16 protein-coding genes are annotated in these 17,365 nt (G+C 32.6%); 11 read left to right on the forward strand and 5 right to left on the reverse strand.

The genetic code is table 11. The annotated features are described in order from the left end of the window. Positions 1-5 precede the first annotated feature (5 nt). The 3 genes from ACZ5CF_RS10650 to ACZ5CF_RS10660 are packed head-to-tail and all read left to right on the forward strand — an operon-like array spanning position 6 to position 5,716. Positions 6-2,744: a T9SS type B sorting domain-containing protein gene (locus ACZ5CF_RS10650; RefSeq protein WP_464579382.1), complete on the forward strand. Its 2,739-nt coding sequence runs from the start codon at positions 6-8 to the stop codon at positions 2,742-2,744. A gap of 52 nt (positions 2,745-2,796) precedes the next feature. Continuing rightward, positions 2,797-4,785 (forward strand): excinuclease ABC subunit UvrB, encoded by a 1,989-nt coding sequence (gene uvrB / locus ACZ5CF_RS10655; protein ID WP_464579383.1) that lies wholly within the window; start codon positions 2,797-2,799, stop codon positions 4,783-4,785. Positions 4,786-4,789: 4 nt separating this feature from the next. Continuing rightward, positions 4,790-5,716, forward strand: coding sequence for a tetratricopeptide repeat protein (locus tag ACZ5CF_RS10660; protein ID WP_464579385.1), 927 nt, complete (start codon positions 4,790-4,792; stop codon positions 5,714-5,716). Between the two features lie 50 nt (positions 5,717-5,766). On the opposite strand, the gene ACZ5CF_RS10665 is transcribed toward ACZ5CF_RS10660, so the two are convergent. Together ACZ5CF_RS10665 and ACZ5CF_RS10670 are read right to left on the reverse strand one after the other, a co-directional pair. Next, entirely contained in the window at positions 5,767-6,210 is a 444-nt protein-coding gene (locus tag ACZ5CF_RS10665; protein WP_464579386.1) for an Hsp20/alpha crystallin family protein, read from the reverse strand. 123 nt (positions 6,211-6,333) lie between these two features. Beyond that, complete coding sequence (locus ACZ5CF_RS10670; RefSeq protein ID WP_464579387.1) at positions 6,334-6,735, reverse strand: TerB family tellurite resistance protein; 402 nt, start codon at positions 6,733-6,735, stop codon at positions 6,334-6,336. 61 nt (positions 6,736-6,796) lie between these two features. On the opposite strand from ACZ5CF_RS10670, the gene ACZ5CF_RS10675 reads away from it, so the two are divergent. Then, the gene (locus ACZ5CF_RS10675) at positions 6,797-7,585 is read left to right on the forward strand and encodes an alpha/beta hydrolase (RefSeq protein ID WP_464579388.1); all 789 of its coding nucleotides are present in this window, start codon (positions 6,797-6,799) and stop codon (positions 7,583-7,585) included. Here ACZ5CF_RS10675 and ACZ5CF_RS10680 read toward each other — a convergent pair. Both ACZ5CF_RS10680 and sucC read right to left on the reverse strand, forming a co-directional pair. Next, positions 7,582-7,902 (reverse strand): hypothetical protein, encoded by a 321-nt coding sequence (locus ACZ5CF_RS10680; protein ID WP_464579390.1) that lies wholly within the window; start codon positions 7,900-7,902, stop codon positions 7,582-7,584. The two genes, ACZ5CF_RS10675 and ACZ5CF_RS10680, sit on opposite strands and share 4 nt — an antisense overlap. 130 nt (positions 7,903-8,032) lie before the next feature. After that, positions 8,033-9,226 carry an ADP-forming succinate--CoA ligase subunit beta gene (gene sucC, locus ACZ5CF_RS10685; RefSeq protein ID WP_464579391.1) on the reverse strand — a complete coding sequence of 398 codons (1,194 nt, stop codon included), beginning with the start codon at positions 9,224-9,226 and terminating at the stop codon, positions 8,033-8,035. A gap of 176 nt (positions 9,227-9,402) precedes the next feature. Between sucC and lysA the strand changes: the two genes are divergently transcribed. From lysA to ACZ5CF_RS10705, 4 genes are all read left to right on the forward strand, one after another. After that, complete coding sequence (gene lysA, locus ACZ5CF_RS10690; protein ID WP_464579392.1) at positions 9,403-10,626, forward strand: diaminopimelate decarboxylase; 1,224 nt, start codon at positions 9,403-9,405, stop codon at positions 10,624-10,626. A 90-nt stretch (positions 10,627-10,716) separates the two neighbouring features. Further along, positions 10,717-11,250: a thioredoxin family protein gene (locus tag ACZ5CF_RS10695; RefSeq protein WP_464579393.1), complete on the forward strand. Its 534-nt coding sequence runs from the start codon at positions 10,717-10,719 to the stop codon at positions 11,248-11,250. 55 nt (positions 11,251-11,305) lie between these two features. Then, a complete protein-coding gene (locus ACZ5CF_RS10700; RefSeq protein ID WP_464579394.1) occupies positions 11,306-12,445 on the forward strand; it encodes a serine hydrolase in 1,140 nt (379 codons plus the stop codon). A 19-nt stretch (positions 12,446-12,464) separates the two neighbouring features. Next, positions 12,465-13,196 (forward strand): LytR/AlgR family response regulator transcription factor, encoded by a 732-nt coding sequence (locus ACZ5CF_RS10705; protein ID WP_464579395.1) that lies wholly within the window; start codon positions 12,465-12,467, stop codon positions 13,194-13,196. Here the strand turns inward: ACZ5CF_RS10705 and ACZ5CF_RS10710 are convergent. Continuing rightward, positions 13,193-15,157, reverse strand: a complete 1,965-nt coding sequence (locus ACZ5CF_RS10710; protein WP_464579396.1) for a tetratricopeptide repeat-containing sensor histidine kinase — start codon at positions 15,155-15,157, stop codon at positions 13,193-13,195. The two genes, ACZ5CF_RS10705 and ACZ5CF_RS10710, sit on opposite strands and share 4 nt — an antisense overlap. A 218-nt stretch (positions 15,158-15,375) precedes the next feature. Between ACZ5CF_RS10710 and ACZ5CF_RS10715 the strand changes: the two genes are divergently transcribed. Genes ACZ5CF_RS10715 through ACZ5CF_RS10725 form a run of 3 tightly spaced genes read left to right on the forward strand, consistent with a single transcriptional unit; the run spans position 15,376 to position 17,232 of the window. Continuing rightward, positions 15,376-15,888 carry an ester cyclase gene (locus ACZ5CF_RS10715; protein WP_464579397.1) on the forward strand — a complete coding sequence of 171 codons (513 nt, stop codon included), beginning with the start codon at positions 15,376-15,378 and terminating at the stop codon, positions 15,886-15,888. A gap of 34 nt (positions 15,889-15,922) precedes the next feature. Then, positions 15,923-16,690: a hypothetical protein gene (locus ACZ5CF_RS10720; RefSeq protein WP_464579398.1), complete on the forward strand. Its 768-nt coding sequence runs from the start codon at positions 15,923-15,925 to the stop codon at positions 16,688-16,690. Positions 16,691-16,701: 11 nt separating this feature from the next. Next, positions 16,702-17,232 carry a nuclear transport factor 2 family protein gene (locus tag ACZ5CF_RS10725; protein ID WP_464579399.1) on the forward strand — a complete coding sequence of 177 codons (531 nt, stop codon included), beginning with the start codon at positions 16,702-16,704 and terminating at the stop codon, positions 17,230-17,232. Positions 17,233-17,365 lie beyond the last annotated feature (133 nt).

Here is a 17,365-nt window from a genome sequence, read left to right on the forward strand (position 1 = left end):
ATTATATGAAACCCCTACTAATAGCAATTTCTTTTAGTTTTATAAGTATCTGTGCGCATGCTCAAGGTGAAGCAGACAACTGGTATTTTGGAAATGGTGCAGGAATAAAATTTAATAGTAACGGCACTATAACTACATTAACCAACGGGCAGTTAAATACTTTTGAAGGTTGTGCTACTATTTCTGATGCTGATGGCAATTTATTATTTTATACAGATGGTATAACTGTGTACAACAGGCAACATGCAGTTATGCAAAATGGCAATGGCCTTTTTGGTGATCCATCAAGTACGCAATCTGCTATTATAGTCCCGAAGCCCAATGACCCTGATATTTTTTACATTTTTACAGTAGATACTCAGGTAGGCCAGAACGATACTGATAATGGTTTTAACTACTCTATAGTAAACATGTCTTTAGATAACGGTAATGGTGCCGTAACACAAAAAAATATAAACCTTTTAAGTGATTGTTCAGAAAAAATTACAGCCGTAGTAAAAGACTGTTTTGAGAAATCTATTTGGGTAATAACCTTTGCTACAGAAAACGGGCAACCGGGTTTATTTAATACATTTCACGCTTTCGAAGTAAATACAAGTGGCGTTGTAAGAACTTCTGTAAAAACCACATTTAACTCGTTAAGCATAAATGATTGGAGAGGTTATTTAAAACTATCTTCAGATGGTACAAAAGCTGCTTGTGCTAACGCCAGCGATGGACTATATCTGTTAGATTTTGATGCGCAATCCGGTACATTTTCTAACTTACAAAAAATAAACATTACATCATCTAACAACGCTCCTTACGGTATTGAGTTTTCTCCAAATAATAACTTATTGTATGTTCATGCTTCTAATGATTTTGATGCTTCCTCACCTACCGGACACAACTCTAGTTTATTGCAATTTAATCTAACAGCACCCAACATATCTAACAGTCAAGTAATTTTAGATAACAGACCCATTTACAGAGGAGCATTACAATTAGGTCCGAATGGCAAAATATACCGTTCTATTGCAAATTCTTATTTAGAAGGCACAGAATATTTGGGTGTAATTAATAATCCGGATGCAGTTGATAATGCAGCTAATTACCAACACAATGCGGTATGGTTATCAGGAAAAAAAGCTACGCAAGGATTACCGCCCTTTATTCAATCTTTCTTTAATAAAACCAATATCATAAAAAATGCAGATGGCAGTACCAGTAGCTCACTCGAACTCTGCGAAGGAGAGCGTTTTACTTTAGAAACAGAGCTTATTGCAAACGCCACATACAGTTGGGAGTTTGAAGGAAATCAATTATCAGAAACCGGCAATACTCTAGAAGTAATTAATGCCACTGCTGCAAATTCGGGTAGATACCAAGTTACTGTAACATTACCAGACCCTTCTGAATGCCCTATAATTGGAGAAGCACAAATCATAGTAAATCCATTGCCAACTGCTAATAATGCACAACTTATACAATGTGATTTAGACAACCAAGCTATAGGAGCATCTACAGATGGTGTAACCGCTTTTAATTTAGAGCAAGCTATCCCGGATATAACTATCGGTAACAATACAGTACTTTTTTATGAAAGCATTACAGATAGAGACAACAACAACCCAATTACTAACCCTATTGGGTATAAAAACACCTCTGCATTTAATCAAACTATTTATGTTAAGGTAATTAATAGCAATGGTTGTGAACAATTTAGCCAATTGAATTTGCAGGTTCAATCTACTACAGCAAGCCTACCCAAAAACCACGATTGGTATACTTGCGATATAGACGCGTTAGATACTGAGTTTGTTGGAAGTTTTAATTTAAATATGCTAAAAGCACAACATTACCCTAATTTAGAAGTCGGCTTTTATACTTCTTTAGAAGATGCATCATTAGAACTGAATGATATTTCTAGTGATAACTTTCTAACTCAATCTACAACAATTTATGCAAGAATAGAGCAAAACAATGAATGCCAAGGTGTAGAAGAAATTAGTCTTTGGGTATTAGAAACTCCTAAAATTGAGTTAGAAGATAGTTTTATTTTATGCACAGACAACCCTCCAATTTATATTAATGCTCAAAATAACTTAGACAGCTACACTTGGTATAAAGTAAATAATGATGGTACAGAAACCCAAGTTGAAAACTCACAAATGTTAACCGTTACAGCTCCGGGAACATACAGGTTTGAAGGTGGTTATTATCATAATACTGCAGATATTTGGTGTACAAACAGTAAAACTTTTCAAGTAGTGCCATCTAATGCAGCATTAATTACTGAAGCAATTATAACAGATTTAAGTAATAACAATACAATTACTGTAACTGTTAGTGGAGATGGCAATTATGAATATGCATTAAACAATGCTTTAGGTCCTTATCAAGACAGTAATACTTTTACAAATGTGCCCGCTGGGTTTCATTATGTTTTTGTTAGAGATAAAAATGGTTGCGGTACAACAGCTCCTTATCGTGTTTCTGTGATTAGCTACCCTAAATTTTTTACGCCAAATGGGGATTTTGCAAACGACTTTTGGCAGCTTCAAGGAGTAGACAATCAGTTTCAAAGCTCAAGCAAAATCTATATTTTCAATAGATTTGGACAACTAGTTGCTAAAGTAGATCCTACTTCTAGAGGTTGGGACGGTACAGTAAACGGCAGGCCACTTCCGGCATCAGATTATTGGTTTAGAGTATTTTTAGATGATGGCAGACAAGTTAAAGGTCATTTTTCTTTAATCAGATAATAGTACCTTTATGCGTTAAAACTTATCAATTTTTATCAGCTTTCTTTAGCATATGAAATTTAAAGTAGTATCAGATTTTAAACCAACTGGCGATCAGCCTCAAGCAATACAAGAACTGGCAAACGGTATAGTTTCGGGAGATCGTTACCAAACACTTTTGGGTGTTACCGGTTCTGGTAAAACATTTACTATTGCTAATGTTATAGAAAAAGTACAGCGACCTACATTGGTTTTAGCGCACAATAAAACATTAGCAGCGCAATTATATTCTGAGTTTAAACAATTTTTCCCTGAAAATGCAGTAGAATACTTTGTTTCTTATTACGATTATTATCAGCCCGAAGCCTATATTCCTGTTACCGGAACCTATATAGAAAAAGATTTATCTATTAATGAAGAGATAGAAAAATTAAGGCTTAGCGCTACCTCTTCGCTACTTTCGGGAAGAAGAGATGTTTTGGTAGTAGCATCGGTTTCATGTCTGTATGGTATTGGAAATCCAGTAGAATTTCAGAAAAATGTAATAAGTATAGAAGAAGGGCAAATTATTTCCAGAACCAAGTTTTTACAACAATTAGTTCAGAGTTTATATTCACGTACAACAGCCGATTTTTTAAATGGTAATTTTAGAGTAAAGGGAGATGTTGTAGATATTTACCCAAGCTATGCAGATCATGCATACAGAATTCACTTTTTTGGAGATGAGATTGAAGAAATTGAAGCCTTTAATCCAGCCAACAATAAAGTAATAGAAAAGTATGATCGGCTAAATATTTATCCGGCTAATATGTTTGTTACATCACCAGATGTGCTCCAGAATGCCATACATCAAATTCAAGAAGACTTGGTAAAACAAGTTGCATATTTTAAAGAAATAGGCAAACATCTTGAAGCAAAAAGACTTGAAGAGCGCACTAATTTTGATCTGGAGATGATTAGAGAATTAGGATACTGCTCCGGAATAGAAAACTACTCAAGATACCTAGATGGCAGAGAGCCCGGAACCAGACCATTCTGTTTGCTGGATTACTTTCCTGATGATTATTTAATGGTAGTAGATGAAAGTCACGTTACTATACCTCAAGTACACGCCATGTACGGAGGAGATAGAAGTCGAAAAGAAAATTTAGTAGAATACGGTTTTAGGCTTCCGGCTGCATTAGATAACCGTCCGTTAAAATTTGAAGAATTTGAAGCACTTCAAAATCAAGTAATCTATGTAAGTGCTACTCCGGCAGATTATGAGCTTCAGAAAACAGGAGGTGTTTATGTAGAACAAGTTATTAGACCAACAGGACTGTTAGATCCGGTAATAGAAGTTAGACCAAGTGAAAATCAAATTGATGATTTAGTAGAAGAAATTCATCAAAGGGTAGAAAAAGATGAGCGCGTTTTAGTAACTACGCTTACTAAACGTATGGCCGAAGAGCTTACCAAATACCTAAGCAGAATTCAAATTAGATGTAGGTATATACATAGCGATGTAGATACTTTAGAGCGCGTAGAAATTATGCAAGACCTCAGAAAAGGGTTGTTTGATGTTCTAATTGGTGTTAACCTATTGCGTGAAGGATTAGATTTACCGGAAGTATCTTTGGTTGCTATTTTAGATGCAGATAAAGAAGGTTTTTTGCGTAGTACTCGTTCTCTCACGCAAACAGTTGGTAGAGCTGCAAGAAACCTAAACGGAAAAGCAATTATGTATGCTGATAAAATTACAGACAGCATGCAACGTACAATAGATGAAACAAATTATCGTAGAGAGAAGCAAATGGCTTATAATAAAGCCAACAATATTACACCACAAGCACTTAACAAAAGCTTAGAAAACGCCCTAAGTAAAGAGCCAGTTAAAGTATTTGATTTTGAAAAAAACCTCTCTAAAGCAGCAGAAACAGATATTGCCTATTTAACAAAACCACAAATTGAGAAAAAAATCAGAGAAAAACGTAAAGCAATGGAAAAAGCTGCTAAAGACTTAAACTTTGTAGAAGCAGCCAAATTACGAGATGAAATTAAGGCTTTACAAGAACACCTTTAATTATATGAAAAACTTTGTATTTATAGTATTACTATTTTCTTTTTTAGCTTGTAAAAACGATACTCAAAAAAATAATGAAAATACACAAGCAAACCTACAAGCATACTCTTTATTTAACGAGCCATTATATTCAGCAGAACCTTCTGAAGCGCTTATAGAACGAAGCAAAAAACACTTAGAAAATTACAAAAGAGATTCTTTAAACGTTGATAACATAATCTGGCACGGTAGGTTTACTGCTTATCAAGGTGATTACAAAAAAGCAATCAGTATTTTTTCTGAAGGAATAAAACATTTTCCAGAAGATCCCAGACTCTACAGACACAGAGGGCACAGATACATAACCATTAGAAAGTTTGATTTAGCTGTAAAAGATTTAGAACATGCTGCTAAACTAATAAAAAACACCCCAAACCAGATAGAGCCCGATGGTATGCCCAACGCCATGAATATTCCGGTAAGTACCTTACATGGTAATATTTGGTATCATTTAGGGTTGGCTTATTATTTAAACAATAACTTAAGCTTGGCATATGAAGCTTTTAAAAATTGTTTGCAAACCAGCTCTAATGCAGATAATGTAGTTTCTTCTTCGCATTGGTTGTATATGATTTTACGAAGACTTAACAAAAACAAAGAAGCTGCACAGGTTCTTACTAAAATTACTGATAGTATGAGTGTAATAGAAAATCACGCTTATCATAAATTATGTTTATTTTATAAAGAAGCGATTTCTGAAGATAGCTTATTCACAGACTCCGGAGCTCCTAGTAATGATGCTATAGCTTACGGTATTGCTAATTGGTATTTTTACAACGGCGAGGTGAAAAAATCTAAAAAACTTTTAGAAAAGTTGTTAAATAAAAAAAGTTGGAATTCTTTTGGTTATATAGCTGCAGAATCTCATTACTACCACAACTTTGCAAAATAAAAGCGTTCTAACGCATGTTAGAACGCCACAAAACATTAGTTAAAAAGAAATTAAGAAACCTTTATTAAACGTTTTGGATTATGAGGTTTTATTTCCTTTTTCGGAACCTCTATTTGCAGCAATCCATCGTTATAATTTGCTTTAATCTTATCTGTGTTAACATTTTCAGGTAATGTAAACGAACGTTTAAACGTTGTGTAACTAAACTCTTTTCTGGTGTAACGTCCGTCTTTATCTTTTTCTTCATGTTTTTCTTCTCTTTCAGAAGATACTGTTAACACATTATCATCTATTTCTATATTAAAATCTTTTTTATTCATTCCCGGAGCAGCAAAATCAATTTGGAAACCTTTATCTGTTTCTTTAATATTTACTGCCGGTACGTTACCAACCCCACTACCTTGCAATGTTAATCCTCCGAAAACTTCAGGAGAAAGAAAGTCATCAAACAAGGTTGGAAATCCTAAATCGTTATTAAATTTTAGTAAGCCCATAGTATATATTTTTTTGGTTAAACATCAACTTCTAAATTCATTTAATTATGAGCAAACTATATACCAACAACAAAACAATGACTTTTTGTCATTAAAAATCAAAATAAAGAAGACAAATTGACATTAATTATGTTGTGCTTTAAAGATTTTTATTAGCACGTCTGGAGGAATCACTTTATTTGGATAATTATGCATTATTTTAAGTACTTTCTCTACTGCTATGGGGCTTAAACCCATTTTTAACCCAATATCTTTTAACTTTTCTGTTTCTTTATCGTGTTGCTCTAAATCTACATTCATTAAAAGCACCAATCTGTGAAACTGCAATATTCGCTGAGCTTCTGTTTTAATAGGTACACGTTGTACCTTGACTGTAAAAAGCGAATCAAAAACCTGCTTATTAATTCCTAACTGCTGCGCTACAGCCCATAAAAAATTATACTCGGCTTCTTTAATATTATCATCAGCTCGAGCAAAAGCAATCATTTCAGATAGCAGGCTTAATTTTTCACGTTCTGTATTCATTTAATTTAGTATTAACAGCTATATTTAAATTAAATTAAGTATTTAATACATATTAACGTATATGAAACATCTTTTATTTTTGAGTTTTTTGTTTACATACACCCTTTGCTTTTCTCAAAGTACAGCTTCTAAAAACGTATCTACTTTTAATATTTATTCACCGGAACTAGATACACTAAAAACCATATGGGTTTATTTACCTGAAAATTATGAGCATACAACAATAAAATATCCGGTTGTATATATGCATGATGCCCAAAATTTATTTGATGCTAAAACCTCATTTGTTGGCGAATGGGAAGTAGATGAAACCTTAGATAGTTTAAACCTAAATGTTATAATTATAGGCATTGAGCATGGCGGTAAAAAAAGAATTGATGAGCTTACTCCTTTTAAACATCCTAAATACAAAGGCGGAAACGGCGATGCTTATTTAAGTTTTATTGTAAATACATTAAAGCCTCATATAGATAAAACATTCAGGACCAAAAACAACACTACAAACACCTATATTTTTGGGAGTTCTTTAGGAGGTTTAATCTCTTTTTATGCTGTTTTAAAATATCCCGAAATATTTGGAAAAGCAGGAGTCTTTTCTCCAAGCTTTTGGTTTTCCGATAAAATTTATGAAATGGCTAAAGATTCTAAATTAAACCATAAAACACTATATATAGCAACCGGAGGCAAAGAAGGTTTTAACATGGTTCCGGATCACAAGAAAATGGATTCTATTTTACATACTAAGCGTCATATTACCTTAGCAAGTTTTATTAGAGAAAACGAAGAGCACAACGAAGCTTTTTGGCGTAAAGAATTTAAAAAAGCTATTGTATGGTTGTTACAAAATTAGTTGCTGTTTAAAGTAAACTTAAACGATTTCATTTGTTGTTGTATATAATTTAATAACGTGAATATTAAAAGAATAACCCCTAACATTTCTAGCAGCTCCTCAACAGAATATAATATAGCATACGTTAAAGTTAATTTTCCGTTGGAGCTGGCCTCGCCTCCTTCTAAAATTTCTATTCCAACAGCGCCAATACAAAAAATTACACCTGATATAATTAATAGTTTTCTTGTTTTCTTTGGCAGTCGCCATAAAAATTTTAAATAAAATATAAAAAGCAATAAAGCCAATACGCCATGCGGAATTATTTTAAATTCCATCGCTATTAGGTTTAGGGTTAAGCTGCCAAATTAATAAAAAGCTTTCATTTTAAAGTTTAAGCAAAAACAAAGCACAAAAAAACTCCCATTAATGGGAGTTTTATAAATGTATACGTAAGTTAAGTATGTTCTACTTTAAAACTTCTTGAACCTTATCTGCAGCTTCTTGGAATTCTATTGCAGAGTGAACCTCTAATCCGCTATTATCAATAATTTCTTTGGCCAATTCAGCGTTAGTACCTTGCAATCTAACAATAATAGGCACTTTAATAGCATCACCCATATTTTTATAAGCATCTACAATACCTTGTGCTACTCTATCGCAACGTACAATACCTCCAAAAATATTAACCAAAATAGCTTTAACGTTAGGATCTTTTAAAATAATTCTAAAAGCAGTTTCTACACGTTTAGCATCAGCAGTACCACCAACATCTAGGAAGTTTGCAGGCTCGCCTCCTGCCATTTTAATTAGGTCCATAGTTGCCATAGCTAAACCGGCTCCGTTTACCATACAACCAACGTTACCATCTAAATCTACGTAATTTAAACCTACCTCTTTAGCTTCAACTTCTATAGGGTTCTCTTCGCGTAAATCACGTAAATCTACATAATCTTTATGTCTAAATAACGCATTATCATCTATGGTAACCTTGGCATCTACAGCCATTATTTTATCATCAGATGTTTTTAACACCGGATTAATTTCAAATAAGTTTGCATCGCTCTTTACATAAGCAGTATAAAGTGCTGTAACAAACTTCACCATTTCTTTAAATGCATTACCAGACAACCCTAAATTAAAAGCAATTCGTCTTGCTTGAAATGGCATTAAACCAACAGCCGGATCTATTTCTTCGGTAAAAATTAAGTGAGGTGTTTTTTCGGCTACTTCCTCAATATCCATTCCACCTTCTGTAGAATACATGATCATGTTACGCCCTTTAGCACGATTAAGCAATACCGACATGTAGAATTCTTGTGTTTCGCTCGGGCCGGGATAGTAAACATCTTCTGCCACTAACACCTGGTGTACCTTTTTACCCTCTTTTGGAGTTTGTGGGGTAACCAAATTCATTCCAATAATCTGTTCGGCTAATTGCTCTACCTCAGCAAGGTTTTTAGCAAGCTTAACGCCACCACCTTTACCTCTACCTCCGGCATGAATTTGCGCTTTAATTACATGCCATTGTGTTCCGGTTTCGTTAGTTAATTGTTTAGCAGCAGCTACTGCTTCGGTAGCATTCTGCGCTACTATACCTCTTTGTACTCTAACTCCAAAACTTGCTAAAATTTCCTTTCCTTGATATTCGTGTAAGTTCATAACAATAGTTTCATGTTTATTGCGCCACAAAAGTAACAAACGTTTAGAAAATTATCTAATTAATTTTTTTTAGACTCTTGTTATAATTATAACTTTTTGTTTGTTTTTTATAACTAATATTTCTTTTCTTTTAGAATTACAATACCTACTTTAGTTTTGCCAATAAAATTTTGAATATGAATACTAAAGATTTAATTGCTGTTGCTGAAGAATTTGGAAGTCCGACCTATGTATACGATGCAGAAAAAATAATAAAACAATATAAAAGACTAACAAAGGCTTTTAACAATGTGCCGAGTTTAAAAATAAATTACGCTGTTAAAGCTCTTTCTAACATATCTATTTTAAAGCTATTTAATCACCTTGGCAGTGGTCTTGATACCGTTTCTATACAAGAAGTTCAGTTAGGTTTATTAGCCGGATTTAAACCCCAAGATATTATATTTACTCCCAATGGCGTATCATTAGAAGAAATTGAAGAAGCTGCAGCACTTGGAGTACAAATTAATATTGATAACCTTTCTATTTTAGAGCAATTTGGCAGTAAGCACCCAAAAATACCGGTGTGTATTAGAATTAATCCGCATGTTATGGCCGGAGGTAACTCTAAAATATCTGTTGGGCATATAGATTCAAAATTCGGTATTAGCATTCATCAACTACCTCACATTTTAAGAATCGTAGAAAATACCGGTATGACAATTAACGGAGTGCATATGCATACCGGAAGTGATATTTTAGATATTGATGTGTTTATTTATGCCTCTGAAATATTATTTGAAACTGCAAAACATTTTAAAAACCTTGAATTTATAGATTTTGGTTCCGGATTTAAAGTTCCTTATAAAGAAGGAGACATAGAAACTAATATTGAAGAGTTAGGAAAAAAACTAACTAAAAGATTTAACGATTTCTGTAAAGAATACGGTAAAGACCTAACATTAGGTTTTGAACCGGGTAAATTTTTAGTAAGTGAAGCCGGTTATTTTTTAGCAAAAGTTAACGTTGTAAAGCAAACTACATCTACAGTTTTTGCCGGTATAGACAGTGGTTTTAACCATTTAATCAGACCTATGTTTTACAATGCCCATCATGAAATAATAAATATTTCAAATCCGGAGGGTAGAGAGCGATATTACTCTATAGTAGGCTACATCTGTGAAACCGATACTTTTGCAAACAACCGAAGAATATCTGAAATTAGTGAGGGCGATATTTTATGCTTTAAAAATGCAGGGGCTTATTGTTTTACCATGGCAAGCAACTACAACTCTCGCTTTAGACCGGCAGAAGTGTTATGGTACAATAAAAAACCTCATCTAATTTCTAATAGAGAAACTTTTAACGACTTAATAAAAAACCAAACTCAAATAGACGTAATGCAACAAGTTACTGCCTAAAACCTTAAAATATGCAGTTTTTAGCACAATATTTGCTTCCTATTTTAGGTTTTATTAGTAATTTTATACTGAAATAATACGAATTTAATCATGAAAGCCCCAATTTTTAAAAGCCTTAGGCTTAGCATTTTAGTTGTGATAACTTCTCTTTTTTCGATAGTTACCTATGCACAAAAAGTAAATTGGCTCACTTGGGAAGAAGCTATTGAGCGTTCTAAACAAGATGCCCAGCCCAAAAAATTATTTGTTGATGTTTACACAGATTGGTGTGGTTGGTGTAAAAAAATGGATAAAGACACTTTTCAAAACCCTGAAGTTGTAGCCTACATGAACAGTAACTTTTATATGGTTAAGCTCAATGCAGAGCAAAAACAAGATATAGTTTACAATGGTAGAACCTTTAAATTTATAGCATCTGGAAGACGTGGTTACCATGAGTTAGCAGCTGCATTACTACAAGGAAGAATGAGCTATCCTACTGTTGTATTTTTAGACGAACAGCAACGAATTTTATCACCGGTTCCGGGGTATCAAAAACCAGATGGATTTTTAAAGATTGCTAAGTTTTTTGGCGATAATATTTATAAAGACAAAAGCTGGGAAGAATACAGCACATCCAAATAAAAACCTCAAAATTTATGCTCTTACCTTGTAAGAGCATTTTTTTTATCTTTAGTACATGAAGAAACTTATACTTAATTGTTTTCTGGCGTTACTCACTTTTTTTTGTAGCTGCCAGCATAAAACAAACAATCCCTTACAAACCATTTTAAACCAATCTGAGTCTGATGTAATAAAAAAAGTTATTGCAGATTTAGATACTTACGAAGTTCAAATTTTACTTTCAGAAGTTCATAAAAACAATGGTAAAATTACATTTACAGATTATAGCTTTAACGTTAATGATAGTACCTACTTTTATCCTGCCAGTACGGTAAAGTTTCCTGTATCTGTTTTACTGCTAGAAGAGTTAAGCTTTAAAGATTTCCCTACAATAAATACCCCTTTTTTTGTAGAAGGAGACACCATAATTACAACTTTTAAAAAAGACATTACAGATATATTTGCAGTAAGCTCTAATGATACGTTTAATAGACTTTTTGAATATTTAAGTAAAGACACTATAAATAGCAGATTAGCACAAAAAGGTTTACTTCCAATAAGAATTTCGCATAGATTATCTACTGACAATGCTACAGATTTAAAAACAAAAAATCTTGTTTTTTATAAGAATGATACCACGCTAATTTCAACAAATTCAGTTATTTCTAAACCCATAAAACCATTACACCTTAATAAAATTAAAAAAGGAATAGGCTTTTACCAGAACGGAGAATTAGTTAATGAACCTATGGATTTTTCTTTAAAGAATTATCTTCCCATAAGCACACTACATGGCATTATGAAACGGGTAATTTTTCCGGAAGCCTTTCCGGAAAACAAACAATTTAAATTATCTAAAGTAAATAGAGATTTTCTTTTAAATGCAATGCAAATTGTTCCTAGAAACGCTGGCTATAACGAAACAGAATATTATGATAGTTATGGAAAATTTTTTATGTACGGAGACACAAAAGAACGTATTCCTGATCACATAAAAATATATAATAAAGTAGGGTATGCTTATGGCTATTTAACTGATTGTGCGTATATTACAGACACCAAAAACAACCTTGAGTTTATTCTTACTGCTACTATTCATGTAAATAAAGACGGAATATTTAATGACGATGTATATGAATATGATGAAATTGGCATTCCGTTTTTGGCCCAGATTGGCAGAGAAATACATGAGTTCCTCCTTAGCCAAAGAAAATAAAAGCTAAAACAGTAGGAGTATGAAAGAGGGTGTTAAGATTTTAGTTGTTGAAGACGAAATGATAATTGCTGCCAATATTGCTCTTCAGCTAAAAAAGTTAGGGTATGAGGTTACCGGTATAGCTACAACCGGAAAAGAAACTTTAGCCCAAATTAAAAATTCTCCACCCGATATTGTTCTGTTAGATATTCAGTTAAAAGGAGATTTAGATGGTATTGAAACTGCTTTACTAATGCAACAAGACTATAATATCCCTATTATATATTTAACAGCTAATGCCGATGACGCCTATTTTATGAGAGCTAAAAAAACCAATCCGTATGCGTTTATTTCTAAGCCCTTTAAAAAATTAGATCTTCAACATGCAATAGAACTCACAATAAATAGAATAGAGAAAAATAAATCTGATGTAAATGTTTTAGAAAAAAGTAATGTTTTAACCGACAGCATTTTTGTAAAGCATAATGATAACATGGTTAAAATATTCATAAAAGATATTTTATACATAGAAGCCGAAAGAAATTACTGCCGTATATTCTCTAAAGACAAGCAATATTTACTAGTAAGCACATTAAAAGAAATTATAAAGAAATTGCCTATAAAGCATTTTTTAAGAATTCACAGATCGTTTATTGTAAATGTTTCACAAATAAACGAAGTGGGTAACAACTACGTAGTTATAGCAAGAAAAACAATTCCTGCCAGTAAAAAATATAAATCAGAAATTTTAGAAAGACTGCAAACTATTTAAATAGCTTTTACCTGCTTAAACTGAAAAGTAATTGCAGTACCTTTTTTATTTATACTCTGCATCGTACCGTTTAATTGTTTAGATAATAAACTAATTAATTGCGTACCAAAACCAGTACCATTAATATGGCTTTTTTGCAGCCTGCCAATACCATTATCTGATACTTTTAAAACCAGATTAGCATCTCCCTCCTTATCTAAAGCTACATTTATTTTTCCGGTTTTGTTTTCAGGAAAAGCATATTTTAAAGCATTTGTAAGCAATTCATTTACAATTAAACCTAACGGAATAGCAGTATCTACATCTAACTCTAATTTTTTCATTTTACAATAAAATTTTATCCTGTTTGATGCCCCAAAAGAGCCTAAAACATGCCTTCCTAACGACATGAAATATCCTCTCATTTCTATAGTTGATAAATTTTTTCCTTGATACAGTCGTTGATGAATTATACTCATAGATTGCACTCTATTTTGGCTCTCATTCATAACATTTACCATATCTGCATTTTGAATTTGAGCCGATTGTAAGGCTAATAAACTTGATACAATCTCTAAGTTATTTTTTACCCTATGATGAATTTCTTTTAATAAAAACTCTTTTTCTTGATTTTGCTGCTTTAACAAAAGATTTTTTTGTTTGTTATTTTGAAAGCTTTTAAACAAAATAACCAGCATAAAAAACAACAATACTGCAATTATAGTTATTAAGCTCTGTCTGGTTTTTTGTTGTTTTAATTTTACTTCTTGCTCTAAAATTGTAGATTCTTTTTGAGCAACATCAAACTCAGTTTGGAGTTTAGATATTCGCTGATCGGCTTCGGCTGTAAATATTTGATTTTTAAGCGAATCGTATTTTGCAAAAGCCTCGTAGGCTTCTTTGTAATTATGATTACCTGCATACGATTTACCGAGTGTTTGGTATGCCTGACTTAAATAAAATTCATCTCCAAAATTAACTGTTGCTATTTCTATGCACTTTGTAACGCTTTCTATTGCGCTTAAAAATTTTCCTTGTAAATATTGTAGTTTTCCAACAGATAGCCAAGAACGCATCAGCATAAACTCATTATCTAATAATTCTGCATATTTTATAGCTTCAATACCGGCTTTTTCTGCTTCTTGGTAGTTGTTTAATAATGCAAATAAATCAACTAATGAAATGTAAACATCACTTAAATTATTATAAAAACCATAACGTTCGCCAATGGCTTTAGCATGCTGATAATAGTTTAAAGCCTTTTCATAGTTATGTAATGATAAATAGTTGTTGCCTACTACGTATAAGGTAAAATCGTAATCTAAATCATTAATTCCCCTTTTCTCAAAAAGTTCTAAAGACTTTAAACCATATTCCAAGCCCTTATCAAACTTAGATTGCTTCCAAAACAAATTGCTCAAATCACTATAAGCTAGAGCTTGCGCTTTTAAATCGTTTGTTTCTTTGCCTAAACGCAAAGATTCTAAAGCATAATCTGCTGCCTTACCAAGTTCTCCTCGACGCTCAAAAACATATCCGAGTTGTGTATTTAAAAATGCTAAATCGCTATTGGTTACTTTAGTAGCTGCTTCTGTTAAAACTGAATATGCCTCTTCAGATTTTTCTTGTCTAAGTAAAATAGCCCCTTGCGTTATTTGAAATCTACCATGCCAAAGCGTATCGTTTTTCTGGGAAGATAACGCTAATCCTTCTTTTGTAAATGCTAAAGCTTTAGTAAGATTTCTGGTATGCCAGTAATAGGCTAAATCGTTTAGAATAGAAAAGGTAAGTGTATCAGAGTTTGTTTTAGTATAGGCTTCTTCAAGCTGCTTTAAATAAGATGCTCCAAAGTTATCTGTATCTACAAATACTTTTAGATATGGTTTTTCTCTATCAAAATCAATAAGCTGACCGTACGTACTACCATAAAATAAACAGAACCACGCAACAATAAGAATATTATAAACAAACGTTTTATGCATTCCTCAATTTAAATTAAACTAACAACTGAGGCACACTAAATATACAACATATTTAACCAATAACTTGCTGATAAATAAAACCTTACGTTCGGACAATTTATAAAGCTACTTATCCTAATTTGATTGCACAACTAACAGAAGCATGTTTCTTTTGCACAAAATACTTACATAAGCTATTCCCCTATATCCTATACCAGTTAATTTTTTTAAAAGATAAAATGAGGGGTATTACAATTTTTTTCTTAACTGTTTTAACTGTTTTTATATCGTGTAAAAAAGATTCGAAAACTGTTTTATCTGTTCCTATTTTACAAGCAAATCTTGATAATTATGTTGAATTATGTTGGAATAAGAAAAACGTTAAGAATGATTTGAAAACATTAGTATCTACCGACTTTAAGCGTAGTTTAAATGGTATTAACGTTGTGCAAAATGCGCAAGAAATGAAAGCTCATATAAACTTATACACAACGGCTTTCCCAGATTTAAAAGTGTCTATTATTAAATCTACTTTCCACAAACAAAAGGTTTTTGTGCTTTGGAGTTTTTCGGGCACCAATACCGGAAATTATGGTGAAATTCCTGCAACCGGAAAAAAAGTAACCGTATCTGGCTCATCTACAATCCAATTTAATGATAACGGATCTTTAAGCAGCGAGGTTACCTACTATAATGAATTAGACCTGTTACAACAATTAGGTTACGAACTCATACCCCCATCCTTAGAGTAAAATTTAAAACAATTAATAACTAAAACATGTAATTATGAAAACAATTAAAATCTCGCTTTTACTATTACTTTTTGTAATGGTATTACCACTTAATGGTATTGCACAAGAGAAAAATCGTGCCTATTTGGTGCATGAAGATCAAGTAAAACCATCTATGACCGATGAGTATGAGGCAATATCTAAAGAATTTATTGAAGCTTGCCAGAAACACGGAATTCAGAATGCAGATTGGTTTACTGCTCAAATAAATGATGGCACCTACTTAAGTATTACTCCTATTGAGAAAATGGCAGATATGGACAAAAGACCTTTTGCGCCTTTATTTGAAAAAATGGGAGAAGAAGCTGCATCAAATATCTTTAAACGCTTTAACAAATGTTACGACAAACATGGTGATTATGTGGTTATTTTAAATGCAGAGTTAACATATATGCCTGATGGTATAGATGTAAGAACAGAAGGTGAAAACTACAGAAAATGGCATTTTATGCATGTTACACCCAATAACATTCAAAACCTAAAAGGAAAACTAAAAGAGTTAAAAGCACTTTTTGAAAAGAAAGGCTCTAAAATGCACTACCGTATTTACCATAATGGTTTTGGTAATATGGGCGATTATTATTTAGCAGTGATATCGGCCAAAAATGCTGTAGACTATGCAGAGAAAGCTGCTGCCAACCAAAAATTGTTAGGAGATGAAGGTAAAAAACTCTTTGATGAGGTATTTAGCTTTGTAGACAGATATGAGGTTAAAGAAGGCGGTATGCGACCAGATTTAAGCTATACATACAACCCTAACTAGAATAAAAAAACATGAAAAAACTAATAATTATAACGCTATTAATAGTTGGGATTATTGCTTGTAAAAACGAGCAAAGATATACGCAACAATCTCCGGAAATAGAAACGATAAAAGCGCTCATTAAAGATTACAACAATAAAGACTATGAGGCTTTTGTAACCCATTATGCAGACACTGCAAAGCTGCAATTTAATACAGTTAAATTTGAAAGCCCGCAAGAAGCTGCAGATTATCATAAGAATGACGACAATGCTTTTTCTTCTCGAGGTATTTTAGACGAAAACCAAGAATATGAAATGGTAATTACAGACGATAATAAAACGTGGGTTAATTTTTGGGGAAGATGGAAAGGTGTCTTGGCAGCTAACAATAAAGAGCTTATTATTCCTGTTCATGTAACTGCACAATTTGTAGACGGTAAAATTGTTGAAGAATACGGATACTGGGACAATTCTCCTATTGTGTTAGGCTTACAAGAAATTGAAGCCCAACAAAAGGCCAAAGAAATGGAAATGGATGAGGAAGAAAAAGATACTAATTAGTTAAAAAACTAAACCACATTTTAAAATAAAGCACGGTACTATACATATCGTGCTTTTTTGTGCACTAAATTTTAAGAATAATTTATAATTTGATACCACTACAAAGTTTTTACTGAAAAAAATAAATAGTTAT

It is taken from the genome of Lutaonella thermophila (assembly GCF_055387725.1).